Genomic DNA, 15,663 nt, shown 5'->3' with positions numbered 1-15,663 from the left:
TGTCCTGGTTGCGAAAGGTCGTGCGAAAGGTCATGGGGATGCCCGGATCGCGAGGGATCAGCTGTCGGATGTCCGCCCGGCAGGAGAGGCGGGACCGGCGCGGGGCCGGGCGGCTCCCGGAACACCTGGGCCCGCCGCCCAGCGGCTTCGCGCTCCTGCCCTGGCTCCTGATGGGAATGGGCGCGTTCTCCAACCTCTTCCAGGGCAAGACCCCGAACCCCTGGATCGGCGGCATCGGCCTCCTCGTCTTCAACTCCCTCTACATCCATGTGGTGTTCCGCGCCTTCACCAAGGAGGCCCGCGAGGCGCGCTCCACCCGGGGCGCGCTGCTCGCCCTGGGCGTGGTGACCTGCCTCCTCGGCGGCCTGTACGGGGGCAGCTGGCTGCTCTTCTTCCCGCTGCTCGGGCTGGCCGTGGGCGCGATCGTGCGCGGGCGGTGGCTCGGCAGGGCCGGTATCGGGCTGGCCGTGCTCGCGGGTGTGGTGGCCGGGCTGCGGGACGGCTGGGGCGCGGTGAACGTCGCGTACGGCACGTTCCTGTCCACCATGGTGACCGCCGCGATCCTGTCCCTGTCCGACGCCGTACGTGAACTGCGGGCGGCCCGCGAGGAGTTGGCGCACCGTGCCGTCGAGAAGGAACGCCTGCGGTTCTCCCGCGACCTGCACGACCTGCTCGGCCACACGCTGTCCGTCATCGTCGTGAAGTCGGAGGCGGCCCGGCGTCTCGCCCCCCGGGACCTGGACGCGGCGCTCGTCCAGATCTCCGACATCGAGTCGGTGGGCCGGCAGGCGCTCACCGAGATCCGCGAGGCGGTGACGGGGTACCGCGAGGGCAGCCTGGCCACGGATCTGGACCGGGCGCGGTCGGCGCTGCTGGCGGCGGGGATCGAACCGGTCGTACGGCAGTCGGGGCCGCCGTTGTCCGCGCAGGCGGAGGTGCTGCTCGGGTGGGTCGTCCGTGAGGCCGTCACCAATGCCGTGCGGCACAGTGGCGCTCGCCGCTGTTCGATCACGGTGGAAGGGGGGTCGGAGCGGGTCCGGGTGCGGGTGTCGGACGACGGGGCGGGGGTGTCCGACGTGCCGGGGATCGGCGGGATCGGTGGGACCGGGCTCAAGGGGCTGGCCGAGCGGCTCGCGGCGGTGGGGGGCTCTCTTGAGGCGGGGGCCCGGCCGGGGGTGCGGGGTGGGTTCGTGGTGGTGGCGGAGTTGCCTGTCGAGGCGGGGGCGGCTGCCGCCTGAGGAGGGGGCGGGGGGGCGTTGTTCGCTGCGGGTGCGTGAGGGCTGGCCGCGCGTTCCCCGCGCCCCTTGGAAAGCACAAGCACAAGACAGCGCCGTTCCCCGCGCCCCTGAAAGCAGCGGCAGGGCGCCTAATCTTGGGGCGTGAACGAGATGCCGCGGGATCATCGGCCTGGCAAGTCCATTCGTGTGCTGCTCGCCGAGGATCAGGGGATGATGCGGGGCGCGCTCGCTCTTCTTCTCGGGCTTGAGGCGGACATCGAGGTGGTGGCGCAGGTCGGGACGGGGGACGCGATCGTGGGGGCGGCCCTGGAGTCGCGGCCCGATGTGGCCCTGCTGGACATCGAACTGCCCGGGGTCAGCGGTCTCGACGCCGCCGCGCTGTTGCGGGAGGAGACGCCCGACTGCCGGGTGCTGATCCTCACCACCTTCGGCCGGCCCGGTTATCTGCGGCGGGCCATGGAGGCGGGCGCCGCGGGGTTCCTGGTCAAGGACGGGCCCGTGGAGGAGCTGGCCCGGGCGATCCGCCGGGTGCTGACCGGGGAGACCGTCATCGACCCGGCGCTCGCGGCTGCCGCGCTGGGCGCCGGGCCCAATCCGCTCACCGCCCGTGAGTGCGATGTGCTGAAGGCCTCGGCGAACGGGGCGACGGTCGCCGACATCGCCGCCAAGCTGCACCTGTCCGAGTCGACCGTCCGCAACTACCTCTCCTCCGCGATCGGCAAGACGAACACCCGCAACCGCATGGAGGCCATGCGGGAGGCCCGCCAACAGGGTTGGCTGTAGCCCTTCCGGCGGGGCGGGGACGCGGGGCTGACGTGCGTCGTCGGGTGCGGGTACGTGAGGGATGAGGGCGCAGTTCCCCGCGCCCCCAAAAAACAAAGGCAGGGGCCCAGCCTTTCGCCCCGCCCCTCAGGGGCGCGGGGAACGGCGCAGCCTTTCGCCCTCCAGGGGCGCGGGGAACGGCGCAGTCTTTTGCCTTTAGGGGCGCGGGGAACGGCGCAATCCTTCGCCCCCCCAGGGGCGCGGGGAACGACGCAATCCTCCGCCCTCCAGGGGCGCGGGGAACAGCGCAGTCTTTTGCCTTTAGGGGCGCGGGGAACGGCGCAATCCTCCGCCCCTCAGGGGCGCGGGGAACGGCGCGGCCGACCCCCACCGGCCGTCAGCCGACCGCCGAACCCGCGGCGAAGCCGCCAGAACCGGGGGGCGACCCAAGAGTCAATGCCCCCCGACAACCCTCCGCGGCAACCACACCCACATCAGCACCGCCCCACAGAGCAGCACCCCACACCCCGTACGGAACACCAGCGCGTACCCCTCCGTGAGCGCCGCGGGCGACCCCGTCCCGCCCCCGGTCCGCGCCGCGGCGATCGTGGCCATCACGGAGAGACCGAGCGAACCCCCCATCGTGCGCGAGGTGTTCACCAGCCCGGAGACCAGCCCCGCGTCCCCCGCCGCCGCCCCCGACGTGGCCACCGCGGCGAGCGGCGTCGCGGCGAGCCCGGCCCCGAGCATCATCAGCACCCCGGGCAGCATGATCGTGGTGACGTACGGACCGTCGGCGCTCATCGTGGACTGCCAGCCGAACCCCACCGCCGCCACCAGCACCCCGATCACCGCGACATTGCGCGCCCCCGCCACCGGCATGAACCTCGGCGCGGCCTTCGAGCCCAGGATCACCGCGAGCGAGCTGGGCACGAGTGCGAGTCCGGCCTCCAGAGGCGAGTAGCCGAGCACGTTCTGCGCGTACAGCGTCATGAAGAACCACATGCAGAACATCGCCGAGCCGCACAGGAACATCGACACGTTCGCCGAGGAGACCGACCTCAGCCGGAACAGCTTCAGCGGCATCAGCGGCGCCTTCGTGCGCGCCTCGACGAGCAGGAAGAGCCCGATCAGGACGGCCCCGCCGGCCAGCGGGAGCAGTGTCGCGGCCGACGTCCACCCCTCGGCCTCGGTCTGCACGATCCCGTACGCGAGGGTCGCGAGGCCCGCGGTCACCAGGACGGCACCCGGCAGGTCGAGCCGCCGGTCGCCCCCGACCCGGCTCTCGGCGAGCCACAGCAGGGCACCGGCCAGCACCACGGCGCCGATCGGCACGTTGATGAGCAGGACCCAGCGCCAGTTCAGGCCGTCGACGAGGAGTCCGCCGACGAGCCCGCCCGCCGCGCCGCCACCGCCGCCGACCGCGGTCCAGGTCGCGATGGCGCGGGCACGCGGGGCCCCCTCGGGCACGGCCGAGGTCAGGATCGTCAGGGTCGAGGGGGCGAGCACCGCCGCGCCGAGGCCCTGCGCGGCCCGCGCGGCCAGCAGCTGCCATTCCGCCTGGGCGAGTCCGCCCGCCAGCGAGGCCAGCGTGAAGAGCGCCAGCCCGACCAGGAACATCCGCTTGCGCCCGTACAGGTCGCCCGCCCGGCCGCCGAGCAGCATGAACCCGGCGAAGGCGATCGTGTACGCGTTGACGACCCACTGGAGCCCCGCCGCGCTGAGCCCCAGGTCGGCCCGCATCGACGGCAACGCCACATTGACGACCGACACGTCGAGGACGACGAGGAACTGGCCCGCGCAGGCCAGGGCGACCACCAGCCAGGTGGGTGGCGCGGGACGACGGGACACGGGTATCTCTGCGGCGGCTCTGAGCGTGGGCATGGGTGTCATGCTCGCAGCGGCCCCGTGCCCCGTACATCGTAATTTCGCTGCACGGTCGCGTCCGCCGCAGGACCTAGGACCGGCCGCGGCCTGATCCGGACCTCTCGGGTCGGTCCCGGGGCCAGGTTGATCCGGGGCTCCCTCAGGCGCGCCTGAGCAGGGTCACGACCGCGGCGCCGCCGAGCCCGATGTTGTGCGCGAGCCCCACGCGCGCGCGGGCCACCTGCCGCGCCTGCGCCTCGCCCCGCAGCTGCCACGTCAGCTCGGCGACCTGCGCGATGCCGGTGGCGCCCAGCGGATGCCCCTTCGAGATGAGGCCTCCCGAGGGGTTCACCACCCAGCGCCCGCCGTACGTCGTGGCGCCCGACTCGACGAGCTTTCCGGACTCGCCCGGCTCGCACATGCCGAGCGCCTCGTAGGTGAGCAGTTCGTTGACGGAGAAGCAGTCGTGCAGTTCCACGACGTCGACGTCCTCGATGCCGAGCCCGGCGCTCTCGTACACCTGCCGGGCGGCGGCCCGCGACATCGGCTGCCCGACGACGTCGACGCACGACCCGGAGGCGAACGACTCCTCCGTGTCCGTGGTCATCGCCTGCGCGACGATCTCCACGGCACGCTCCCCCAGCCCGTGCCGCTCGACGAAGCGCTCCGACACGACGACGGCGGCGGCCGACCCGTCCGAGGTCGGCGAGCACTGGAGCTTGGTCAGCGGGGAGTGCACGGTCCGCGCGGCGAGGATCTCGTCGACGGAGTACACGTCCTGGAACTGCGCGTAGGGGTTGTTCGCCGAGTGCCGGTGGTTCTTGGCGCCCACGGCGGCGAGCTGCGCCTGCGTGGTGCCGTACCTCTCCATGTGCTCGCGCGCCGCGTTCCCGAAGATCTGGGCGGTGGGCGGTGTCATCTCGAAGCCGTGCCGGGCCGCCATGACACCGTAGTGCCGGGCTACGGGTGAGGTCGCGAAGTCTCCGCCGTCGGCGCCTCCGCCCAGCGCGCCGCGCGCCATCTTCTCGAATCCCAGGGCCAGTACGCAGTCGCTCGCGCCGCCCTCGACGAACTGCCGCGCGAGCATCAGCGCGGTCGCGCCGGTCGCGCAGTTGTTGTTCACGTTGTAGACGGGCACCCCGCTGAGGCCGAGTTCGTACGCGGCCCGCTGCCCGGCCGTCGAGGCCTGGAAGCAGTGGCCGACGGGGACCTGCTCGACGGCGTCGTACGGGATCCCGGCGTCGGTGAGCGCCTGGGTGCCCGCCTCCCGCGCCATGTCCCAGTACTGCCAGTCCCGGGTCTCCGGCTTCTCGAACCTGGTCATGCCCACACCGACGACGTACGACTTCGCCTTCACCTTCGCCCTCATGGCTCTCCCCATGGTCCGGCGTGCCCTGTCTTCGTGTCTTGCCGCTCTTGTGCGGCGTGAGACTAGAACACGTTTCAGTCCGAGGGAACATCAGGGGCCGGACGCGAGGAGAGATGTAATGAGAAGGTCAAGAATTCGTTAGCGGCTCGAAGCAACGGAATAGTTGCCTGGGCGCACGGGGTTCACCCTGCATCTACTCCCCTCTTCCGCCTCTGGAGGCCGCACGTATGACCCGGACAACGACGGACCCGCGCACCCGAAGGCCGAGCGGCAGCGGAATCGTCCCGGTACTGGCCTTCGCGGGCATCGTTGTCGCGGTGATGCAGACCCTGCTCGTGCCGGTCATCAAGGACCTGCCGGAGCTGCTGGGCACCTCCCCCGGTAACGCCACCTGGGTCATGACCTCCACCCTCCTCGCGGGTGCCGTGTCCACCCCGATCATGGGCCGCCTCGGTGACCTCTACGGCAAGCGGCGCATGCTCATCGCCAGCCTCGCGGTGATGGTCGTGGGCTCGCTGATCGCCGGATTCACCAGCGAACTGCTCGTGATGATCGTCGGCCGCGCCCTCCAGGGCTTCGCGATGGGCGCCATCCCGCTCGGCATCGGCCTGATGCGAGACGCGCTGCCGCGGGAGAAGCTCGGCTCGGCCATGGCCCTGATGAGCTCCTCCATCGGCGTCGGCGGCGGACTCGCCCTGCCGGTCGCCGCCCTGGTCGCGCAGCACGCCGACTGGCACGCACTGTTCTTCGGTTCGGCGGCCCTCGGCGTCGCCTCCATCCTCCTCACTCTGATCTTCGTACCCGAGTCCCCGATGCGGGCCGTCGGCACCTTCGACGTCCTGGGCGCGCTCGGGCTGTCCGCCGGTCTTGTCCTCTTCCTCCTGCCGATCACCAAGGGCAGCGACTGGGGCTGGACGTCCGGCACGACCCTCGGCCTGTTCGGCGCCGCGGCCACCGTCCTCCTCCTGTGGGGCGTGATGGAGCTGCGGGTCAAGGCTCCCCTGGTCGACCTGCGCACCACGGCCCGCCCGGCCGTCCTCTTCACCAACCTCGCCTCGATCATGGTCGGTGTCGCCTTCTACGCCGTCTCCCTCGTCCTGCCCCAGCTGCTCCAGCTGCCCGCGTCGACCGGTTACGGCCTCGGCCAGTCCATGGTCGTGGCGGGCCTGTGCGTGGCACCGCTCGGCCTGACCATGATGTTCACGGCGCCGGTGTACGCCCGTATCTCCGCCAAGTACGGCCCCAAGGTCACGCTGATGATCGGCATGCTGATCATCGCGGTCGGGTACGGCGCCGGGCTCGGCCTGATGAGCGCCGCCTGGCAGACGATCATCATCGCGGTGGTCCTGGGCGCGGGCATCGGCCTCGCGTACTCCTCGCTGCCCGCGCTGATCATCGGCGCCGTGCCCGCGTCGGAGACCGGTGCGGCGAACGGGCTCAACACGTTGATGCGCTCGATCGGTACGTCCGTGTCGAGTGCCGTGATCGGCATGGTCCTGGCGAACACCGCGAACCAGGTGGGTGGGGTCGCCGTCCCCACGATGCACGGGTTCCGGGTGTCATTCATGATCGCGACGGGGGCGGTGCTGCTCGGGCTGGTCTTCGCGGCGTTCCTGCCGGGGCGGCGGGCCGTGGCGAACGCGGCGAAGCCGCATCTGGTCGCTTCCAGCGACCCTCTGTCCGAGCCCGCGCCCGCGGACCTGGCGCCGACCGGGTTCCGCGGCCGGGTCCTCACCTCCGAGGGTTCGCCGGTCGCTCGGGCCAAGGTGACGCTGATCGACCGGCGGGGGCGGCAGGCGGGGGCGACGCTGTCCTCGGCGGACGGCGGGTACGCGCTCGCGGTGCCGGCGGCGGGTGCGTACGTCCTGGCCGTCACGGCGGGTGGGCATGGGCCGCTGGCCTCCGGCGCGAGTCACCCGGGCGACGACCGCTCGATAGAAATGGATCTCGCGCTCCCGGGCGCCACGGTATTGGCGTAGCGCGAAGCGCTCCGCCCTCAGGGGTGCGGGGAACTGCGCGGCCGGCCCCAGCTGCCCCCGCGGACGAGAACCCGGCACCCCCGGGGACGGGCCGAGTTTCGGCCGCACGTCCGTCGTGGTTGAGCGCGCAGTTCCCCGCGCCCCCGACAGGCACCCCGCCGGACCGGTCCGATTCCAGGTGCACGACCGTCGTGGTTGAGCGCGCAGTTCCCCGCGCCCCCGACAGGCACCCCGCCGGACCGGTCCGATTCCAGGTGCACGACCGTCGTGGTTGAGCGCGCAGTTCCCCGCGCCCCCGACAGGCACCCCTTCGGGGCACCGATAGGTGGGCATGCGGCACGATGGCGGGCACACGTGCACGTACGACCTGGAGGAACTCCATGCCCTCGGCTCCCTCGTCCTCGGTTCTCGCCGCTTTCGAGGGGGCCAAGGGGTTCATGCCCGTGGGCGAAGGGCTCGCGCTGTACGAGGCCGCCGTCGAGGCGGGACGGCTGGGGCTGCCCCTGCTGGAGGTCGGGACCTACTGCGGGCGGTCCACCATCCTGCTCGCCGACGCCGCACGCGAGGCCGGCGTCACCGCGGTCACCGTCGACCACCACCGCGGCAGCGAGGAGCAGCAGCCCGGCTGGGAGTACCACGACCCCTCGACGGTCGACCCGGAGCTGGGCCGTATGGACACCCTGCCGACCTTCCGCCGCACGCTCCACCAGGCCGGTCTGGAGGACCACGTGGTCGCGGTCGTCGGCCGCTCGCCGCAGATCGCCGCCTTCTGGAACTCCCCCCTCGGCCTCGTCTTCATCGACGGCGGCCACACCGACGAGCACGCGAACGGCGACTACGAGGGCTGGGCGCCCCACGTCGCCGAGGGCGGGCTGCTGCTCATCCATGACGTGTTCCCGGATCCGCTGGACGAGTTCACGGGGCAGGCTCCGTACCGCGTGTACCTGCGGGCGCTGGAGTCCGGCGCGTTCACGGAGGTCTCGGTGACGGACTCCCTGCGGGTGCTGCGCCGTACGGGCAAGGGCATCTGAGGGGCCAAAACGGCAGGAGTCGGCGCCCCGGCCCCTCCCTCACCGCGCGGGGCCCGGTCGACCCGTAAGGTGTTGGCCGTGTCATACGTAGGCCCGGACTTCGAACCCCCACGCCCACCGCGCCACCCCCTGCGCGGACCCCTGACCGTCGCGGTCGCCGCGCTCGTACCGGGGGCCCTGGTGGGCTGGCTGGTGTGGCAGGCGGTGGGCGACTCCGACGACGGGGACGGATCGGCCGCACAGACCTCGGCGTCGGCGTCGGCCCCGGCCGGCTCGTCCGTGCTGCCGGGCCCCTCGGACGACGGCAAGGAACGGTCCGGCGGCGGCACCGGCCAGTCGGGCGGCGGGGAAGAACTCAGCCCGTCCCCCTCCACCCCCGCCGCCTCCGGCCCCCTCAAGGGCAAGGTCGTCGTCATCGACCCCGGTCACAACCCCGGCAACTTCCGGCACCCGTCCGACATCAACCGCAAGGTGAACATCGGGACGAACTGGAAGGAGTGCGACACCACGGGCACCTCGACCAACGGCGGCTACACCGAAGCCGAGTTCACCCTCGACGTCTCGCACCGGCTGCGCACGATCCTCAAGGAGGAGGGCGCCACGGTGAAGTTCACCCAGGACGGCGACCGCGCCTGGGGTCCGTGCGTGGACGAGCGGGCCGAGATCGGCAACAAGGCCGAGGCGGACGCCGTCGTGTCGATCCACGCGGACGGTTCGGCGGCCGGCAACCGCGGCTTCCATGTGATCCTGCCGGGCTCGGTGCACTCCGGTGCCGCCGACACCCGCCCCATCGTGGCCTCGTCCCGCGCCCTCGGCGAACGCATCGCCGGCGGCTTCCTGCGCACCACCGGCGGCCCGCCCTCCAACTACATCGGTGACGGCACCGGCCTCGATGTGCGCAAAGACCTCGGCGGTCTCAATCTGTCAACGGTTCCGAAGGTGTTCATCGAGTGCGGCAACATGCGCGACTCCAAGGACGCCTCGCAGCTGACCAGCGGCGCCTGGCGACAGAAGGCGGCGCAAGGAATCTCTGAGGGAATCGTGAGTTTCCTGCGCGGGTAGCGATCAGAGGGGACATCCGGGCGGACACCCGTGTAGGGCGGGCGATAGTGTCCTCCCTACGATAAGGGGCCACCCCTGCGCTTCGCACCACGGCCCGACGACGACGTGGTGCCGGCGACGCCTCTACCGATGACGAGACGACTGACGAAGGACCTGAAGTGAATATCCGCTCCCTCACTAGGGGCGACGGCGTGGTGATCGGAGCAGCGGTTCTGCTGTTGATCGCGTCGTTCCTCGACATCTACTCGATCGACGGGGCCCCCGACAGCGCCGACATCCCGAACGCCTGGGGCAGCGGCCCGGTCCTCCTGAGCGTCACCCTGGCCGGCATCATCGGCGCCGCGCTGATCGTCGTCGCCCGCGGTCTGCCGCAGGCGCCGAAGGTCGCCGGTCTCGAACTCGGCCCGTTCGGTATCGCCTTCACGGTGTTCGCCGCCTGGAGCGCGCTCGGGAACATCTTCGACCCGGCCGGCGGCTTCGACAACAACGGTGGCAGCGACGCCATCGGCAGCGGCACCGGCCTCATCCTCAGCTTCATCGCCACCCTGGTCCTGGCGGGTGCCGCGGTCGCCACCCCGCTGGTCCCGGCCCTCAAGGGCGCGCTTCTGCCGCCCCCGAAGCCGGCCGCCCCGCAGCCCTACGGCGGTCAGCCGCAGGGTGGTTACGGCTACCCGGGCGCCCAGCAGCCGGGCCCGTCCTTCGGCGGTCAGCCGCAGCAGGGCCAGCCGTTCGGCGGCCAGCCCGGCCAGCCCCAGCCGCAGCAGCCCCAGCAGGCGCAGGCTCCGCAGGCGCAGCAGCCCGCCGGGGACTTCTCCCCGTTCTGGTTCGCGGTGCCGGTGGCGCGTCCGCTGTTCGCGGAGGACGGTTCGCCGACGCCGATCGCCGAACTGGCGCCGGGTACCTGGTACTTGGCCGTCGAGCAGCGCGGTCCGAGCCTGGTGGCCCAGACGCAGGACGGCCGCCGCGGTGTGCTCCAGGACACGTCCGGGATCCAGCGGGGCTGACACGCCACCGCCGGTCCCGACACGGCCCTCCGCCCCAGGAGCTCTACGGAGCTCTTCCGGGTGGGGGGCCGTTCCCGTACAGTCGGCCGCGCCCGGATGGCATCTGACGCACCGTCAGGAGTGGTGTATGCGGCTCGGACTCGCCCTCGGTTACTGGGGTCGCGGCCCCTCCGCGGACCATGTGTCCCTCGCCCAGGAGGCGGAGCGGCTCGGCTACGACTCGGTGTGGACCGCCGAGTCCTGGGGTTCCGACGCCTTCACCCCGCTGACCTGGATCGCGGCGCGGACCTCAAGGATCAAACTGGGTACGGCGGTTGCCCAGATGGCGGCCCGCTCCCCCACCACGACCGCGATGCACGCGCTCACGCTGGACCACCTGTCGGGCGGGCGGATGATGCTCGGCCTCGGGCTCTCGGGGCCGCAGGTCGTGGAGGGCTGGTACGGGCGCCCGTTCCCGAAGTCACCGCTCACGGCGACGCGGGAGTACGTCGACGTCGTGCGCCAGGTGTTCCGGCGCGAGGGTCCGGTCGAACTGGACGGCCGCTTCCACTCCCACCCGTACCGGGGTGACGACGGCACCGGGCTCGGCAAGGCCCTCAAGCCCATCACGCACCCGCTCCGGGCCGAACTGCCCGTCCTGCTCGGCGCCGAGGGGCCGAAGAACATCGCCCAGACGACCCGGATCGCCGACGGCTGGCTGCCGTTGTACTGGTCGCCGATGCGCACCGAGGTGTACGAGGCTTCTCTCGGCGGGGCTCCCGAGGGCTTCCTCGTCGCGCCCATGGCACGGGCCAAGGTCTGTGACGACGTCGCCGAGGGGCTGCTGCCGGTGAAGGCGATGCTCGGCTTCTACATCGGCGGGATGGGGCATGCGGCGCGCAACTTCCATGCCGATCTGATGGCGCGGATGGGCTTCGAGGAGGAGGCGCGGCGGGTCCAGGAGCTGTTTCTGGCGGGGCGGCGGGAGGAGGCGGTGCTTGCCGTGCCGGATGCGTTCGCGGATGAGATCTCTTTGATCGGGCCGCGTGAGCGGATCGCCGAGCGGTTGGAGTTGTGGCGCAAGGGCCCGGTGACGGATCTGCTGCTCCTGTCCCCGGACCCTCACACCTTGCGCACACTGGCCGACCTGAACTGACCACTCCGCCGACGTCTGCGTTCGCCTGAGGCCGGCGGGGGGGGTGGCCGCGGCCCTGTATGCCGGAGGCAGAGGTACGTTGCCGGGTGCGGGGGTGCGGTGGTCACCCGCGCCGTTCCCCGCGCCCCCAAAAAGGCCGGTGGCCACGTGCCTTGTCGAGCGCGGGCACGCCGTGGTCACCCGCGCAGTTCCTCGCGCCCCTCAGGGGCGCCCCTGAGGGGCGCGGGGAACTGCGCGCTCAGCCCCGGCCCACCCGCACCTGACCACCCAGGCGAACCCCCACCCCCCAGGGGCGCGGGGAACTGCGCGCTCAGCCCCGGCCCACCCGCACCTGACCACCCAGGCGAACCCCCACCCCCCAGGGGCGCGGGGAACTGCGCGCTCAGCCCCGGCCCACCCGCACCTGACCACCCGGGTGAAACCCCACCCCCCAGGGGCGCGGGGAACTGCGCAACCCGTCACCACGCACCCGCACCCGCACCCGCACGTGACGAAGTGGGTGTCAGCGGAATATTGCTATCGCTTCCAGCGTGACCTCTCGGGTGTCAGCCCGCCAGCCGGTCATCTTGCCGAGGCAGCGCGCCTGGAACGTCCCGTCGTTGAGGCGTTCGTTGCGCAGCCCACCCGCCGCACAGGTGACCCGGACGTGCGCCGGCTGTCCGGGGCCCGCCCCGTACGGGGCCCGCAGCACGATTCCCTCCGCCGTCTCGGACTCCGGCTCCACCAGGAAGCGGCCCCGTACCGACACGAACTCCTCGATGTCGCTGAGCGCGACCCCGCCGCGCCCGGCGTCGGCCCCGAGCGTCTCGGCGAGCGCCCGGTTCGGGGTGACGTCCCCGGACCGCAGGTCAGCATGGACGATGACATCGGCCCGTTCGAAGGCGTCCAGAAGCATCCCGATCACGGAGATCGGCTCGCTCTTGGCCACATAACTGCTGAACTTCTCCTGCGTGACATCCCGGTTGGCCTTGACGGTCCACGGCAGCAACCTCCCCCACAGCCCCACACTGGTGTTGACGTTGGTGCGGTGCTCGACGGCCTGTTCAAGAGCCGCGCTGTAGTTGCCGATCCGGTAGAGGTCCATCACCGCCTTCTCGTCCAGGTAGAAGCAGACGCTGTACGCGGACCGCTGCCCCACCCCCCGCCGGCCACGCTCGCGCTCGCGGAAGTGCCGTACCAGCACGGCGCCGAGCACCACCAGACCGGCGGCGGTGACCAGCCACACCGTCATCCACGGCCACCACACACCCCACCACTGCGCGTCAACGACAGCCACGGATCTCCTTGAACGCCTCGGAAAGGGACGAGCCCCGCGCGTCCGCGTCCACCATGCGCCCGCCCGTCTTCGCGGCGGCGCGCCGCAGTGCCCCGGCGTCCGCCTCCCCGAAGTGGACGGGATAGGTGTGGACGACGGCGCGGGTCTCGGCGGACCGCGCCTCGTAACGGCGTACGAACTCCTCGTACGCGATGCCCGCGTTGTTCTCGCCGTCCGTCATCAGCACGATGGACACGGCCCGTTCGGGTTCGTCGGCGACCGCGGACGAGGCCGTGCGGTAGCCGTGGTCGAGCGCGGTCCAGACGGCGGTCGCGTCGCCGTAGCCGCCGCGCGCGACGATGTCGGCGAGGGTACGGAGGTCCCGCTGCCCCCGGACGGTGACGGTCCGCTCCTCCAGCACCTTCCCGCCGAACCGTACGACGGTCAGCCGCTCGCCCTGGTAGAAGCGTGCGAACCCGCCCGTCGCCGAGGAGTCCGCGCCGCTGAGGTCGGCGAAGGCCTTCCGCAGCTCCGCCATCCGTGCGCCGCGCATCGAGCCGGAGAAGTCCAGCAGGAACACGACCTGGTCGGCGACGCGGTGGCCGGGATCGCCGTAGTCGTCGAGGAGCCGCTCCAGGACTCCCGGCCGGTCGGGGAAGTAGAGCGCGTTGCCGGCTGGCGCGCGCAGCTGCCCCTCCCTGGCGACCGAGGGATTGACCGGGCGCCGCAGTGCGGTCCGCATGATCTTCTCCTGTACGGAGTCCCGTCTGAGCCACTCCACGACCTTGTCGTAGGCCGCCCGTCGGCCCGGGTCGAGGAGGAGCAGCGGAAAGTCGGCGAGAACCGTGCCGTCCGCCGGGCGCACGATCTCCAGCTCGTCCTTCAGCCGGCCGCCGGAGTTGAGGGCGAGCAGGTCGGACTCGTAGGTGATGAGCGCGTTCGCCGTGCCGGGGTGGTCGGCGAAGTCGTCGAGCAGGTCGTGGGTGGAGGCCGCGGTGATCCGCTGTCCGGAGCGGAAGCCGCGCAGGCGGTCGCAGGAGACGTCGTCCTCGCGCAGGGCGCCGCCGGTGCCGGCCGCCGCGGTGGCGACGCCGACGAGTGCGGCGAGGCCGGCGCCCGTCCGCCGGGGGTCGGCCATACCGAAGCGCACGGTGCCGGCCGCGGCGGCGTCGGCGATGTCCGACCAACTGGGCGCGCTGCCGGGGGACTTGGCTCGCAGTGCGCGGGCCGCCTCCGGGCGCAGGCCCACCACGACCGGCGAGAGCATGGTCGGGGTGCGCAGCATGCCCCGGGCGGTGGCCTTGTGGCGCAGCTGGAAGGAGCGGTCGGTGGAGAGCCAGGCGGCCTCGTGGCCGCCGCTGTCGTGTCCGGTGGCGGCCAGCGCCTCGCCGGTGTCGGCGTCGGCCTGGTAGTCCATGTCGAGTTCGACGCCGGTCTCGGACCTCAGCTCGTCGAGCAGCGGCTCCAGTACGGCGAGGTCGGGTCCGGCGAGGACGCGCAGGATGGTCCGTTCCCGGTCGCCGCCGGAGCAGCCGGCGGTCACGGCCAGGGCGAGGCACAGCGTCAGGATGCCGAGCCGGCGGCGCCTCACCCGGCACCCTCCTTCGGCGGGCACTCTCCGACGGTCTGGATCATCCGTTCCAGGAGTGGCAGGCGCGGGAGGACGGCCTTGGTGTCGTCGGCCGAGGTGACCGGCACCTGGATGCCGCGCTCGCCCAGGAAGGCCGCCAGCTGGTCGCTGGTCGAGCCGCTGGTGGCGTCCCGTACCCGGAAGCCCAACTCCATGGCCTTGTGCTGGAGTTCCGGGTCCTCGGTGACCAGTTCGCCGAGCCGTTCGCCGTCTCCGGTGAGGGCGACGAGCTGGGGTTCGGTGACGAAGCGGGTCGAGGGGTAGAGCAGCACACGCCCGCCGTCCGGCTTGCCGTGCGTGGCCTCGTACCGGATCTGGTGGGCCAGGAACTGGTGCTCGTAGATCACCGAGATCGGGGCGATGCCCTTGCCGTCCACGGACAGGTAGGTCTCGGCCCGTTCGGAGCCCGGCAGGCCCTGCTCGATGAGCAGTTCCTTGATGTCGCGGGCGAACGTGTCGGCGTCCTTGCCGTTGCGGGGGGCCTCGTTGCCGTGCCACACGAAGGAGACGAGGCCGAGGTAGGTGCCGCCGGAGTTGGAGTCGCAGACGTCAGAGGTCTGGGCGAGGATCTTGTTGCCGTTGTGGACACCGTGGTTCTGGATCCCGAGGTCGTCCCACCGCTTACCCTTCTTGGTCTGCTCCAGGAACTTGCCCATGTCGAGCGTGTAGTACAGCGGATCGGAGGAGCCGCCGGGGGTACCGCTGGAAGTGTCGCCGGAGGAGCCGCCGGGGGTACCGCCCGGCTGGGGTTCGGCGATTCCCGCGTCCTTCAGCGTCTCGGCGTACTCCCGGTAGGTGGCGAGGACGATGGGGCTGACGAAGGGCCGGTAGGTGAGGACGGGGTGTCCGGCCCGCGCGCGTTCGCGGGTGATCAGGTCCGCGGCGGGCTGCCCGGAGGGGAAGACGACGTCGTACCCGGCGACGTCCTGGGTGGCGATGTCCCGGGAGCCCATGCGGGTGATGTGCACCCGGAAGCCGTGCTTCATGAGGATGCGCCGGACCTCGGGGTCCTCGAAGAAGTCCCGCTTGGAGGCCATCTTCGCCTCGATGGTGACGATCCGGTCGAGCGGCAGCGTCAGATGGCCGGAGGCCAGGAGCAGGACGAGACCGATGACGGGGACGGGCAGGACGAGAGCCAGCGTGCGGCGCAGCCGGCTGCGTACGGGTCCGCCGACGGCCAGCCGGGGTTCCTCCGCGGGCGAGCCGACGGGACGGACCGCCGGCCCGGCTGGTGGATCGGACCGGGCGGGACTCGCGGGTCCTGCGGGTCTCGCACGCCTTAAGGGTCTCTCGGCTCTGTTCGCGGGCACCGGCGTCTCCCCCTACTGTGGG

General features: G+C 71.9%; 12 protein-coding genes. 7 read left to right on the top strand and 5 right to left on the bottom strand.

What is annotated here, in order from left to right:
* Positions 1-38: 38 nt before the first annotated feature.
* On the top strand, positions 39-1,238 hold the full coding sequence (locus OHS59_RS31145) for a sensor histidine kinase (protein WP_443061531.1): 1,200 nt from the start codon (positions 39-41) through the stop codon (positions 1,236-1,238).
* A 150-nt stretch (positions 1,239-1,388) separates the two neighbouring features.
* A complete protein-coding gene (locus OHS59_RS31140; RefSeq protein WP_328499430.1) occupies positions 1,389-2,021 on the top strand; it encodes a response regulator transcription factor in 633 nt (210 codons plus the stop codon).
* Positions 2,022-2,453: 432 nt separating this feature from the next.
* On the opposite strand, the gene OHS59_RS31135 is transcribed toward OHS59_RS31140, so the two are convergent.
* Positions 2,454-3,893: an MFS transporter gene (locus OHS59_RS31135; protein ID WP_328496664.1), complete on the bottom strand. Its 1,440-nt coding sequence runs from the start codon at positions 3,891-3,893 to the stop codon at positions 2,454-2,456.
* Positions 3,894-4,026: 133 nt separating this feature from the next.
* Positions 4,027-5,235: a lipid-transfer protein gene (locus OHS59_RS31130; RefSeq protein ID WP_328496663.1), complete on the bottom strand. Its 1,209-nt coding sequence runs from the start codon at positions 5,233-5,235 to the stop codon at positions 4,027-4,029.
* Between the two features lie 227 nt (positions 5,236-5,462).
* Between OHS59_RS31130 and OHS59_RS31125 the strand changes: the two genes are divergently transcribed.
* The 5 genes from OHS59_RS31125 (at position 5,463) to OHS59_RS31105 (ending at position 11,446) form a co-directional block, all read left to right on the top strand.
* Positions 5,463-7,214 (top strand): MFS transporter, encoded by a 1,752-nt coding sequence (locus OHS59_RS31125; protein WP_328496662.1) that lies wholly within the window; start codon positions 5,463-5,465, stop codon positions 7,212-7,214.
* 380 nt (positions 7,215-7,594) lie between these two features.
* Positions 7,595-8,245, top strand: coding sequence for a class I SAM-dependent methyltransferase (locus tag OHS59_RS31120; protein ID WP_328496661.1), 651 nt, complete (start codon positions 7,595-7,597; stop codon positions 8,243-8,245).
* Between the two features lie 78 nt (positions 8,246-8,323).
* Complete coding sequence (locus OHS59_RS31115; RefSeq protein WP_328496660.1) at positions 8,324-9,307, top strand: N-acetylmuramoyl-L-alanine amidase; 984 nt, start codon at positions 8,324-8,326, stop codon at positions 9,305-9,307.
* Positions 9,308-9,465: 158 nt separating this feature from the next.
* Positions 9,466-10,311 carry a hypothetical protein gene (locus OHS59_RS31110; RefSeq protein WP_328496659.1) on the top strand — a complete coding sequence of 282 codons (846 nt, stop codon included), beginning with the start codon at positions 9,466-9,468 and terminating at the stop codon, positions 10,309-10,311.
* A gap of 127 nt (positions 10,312-10,438) precedes the next feature.
* Positions 10,439-11,446, top strand: coding sequence for an LLM class F420-dependent oxidoreductase (locus OHS59_RS31105; protein ID WP_328496658.1), 1,008 nt, complete (start codon positions 10,439-10,441; stop codon positions 11,444-11,446).
* 502 nt (positions 11,447-11,948) lie between these two features.
* Here OHS59_RS31105 and OHS59_RS31100 read toward each other — a convergent pair.
* Genes OHS59_RS31100 through OHS59_RS31090 form a run of 3 tightly spaced genes read right to left on the bottom strand, consistent with a single transcriptional unit; the run spans position 11,949 to position 15,641 of the window.
* Entirely contained in the window at positions 11,949-12,722 is a 774-nt protein-coding gene (locus tag OHS59_RS31100) for a hypothetical protein (protein ID WP_328496657.1), read from the bottom strand.
* Positions 12,709-14,292, bottom strand: coding sequence for a VWA domain-containing protein (locus tag OHS59_RS31095; RefSeq protein WP_328496656.1), 1,584 nt, complete (start codon positions 14,290-14,292; stop codon positions 12,709-12,711). The genes OHS59_RS31100 and OHS59_RS31095 overlap by 14 nt, the downstream gene beginning before the upstream one ends.
* Complete coding sequence (locus tag OHS59_RS31090) at positions 14,289-15,641, bottom strand: hypothetical protein (RefSeq protein ID WP_328496655.1); 1,353 nt, start codon at positions 15,639-15,641, stop codon at positions 14,289-14,291. Before OHS59_RS31090 ends, OHS59_RS31095 begins: the two co-directional genes overlap by 4 nt.
* Between the last annotated feature and the right edge of the window lie 22 nt (positions 15,642-15,663).

Origin of the sequence: Streptomyces sp. NBC_00414 (assembly GCF_036038375.1) — a bacterium.
Taxonomy (GTDB): Bacteria; Actinomycetota; Actinomycetes; order Streptomycetales; family Streptomycetaceae; genus Streptomyces.
Note: the sequence above shows the minus strand (reverse complement) of the source record. Positions and strands in the feature narration are given on the sequence as shown.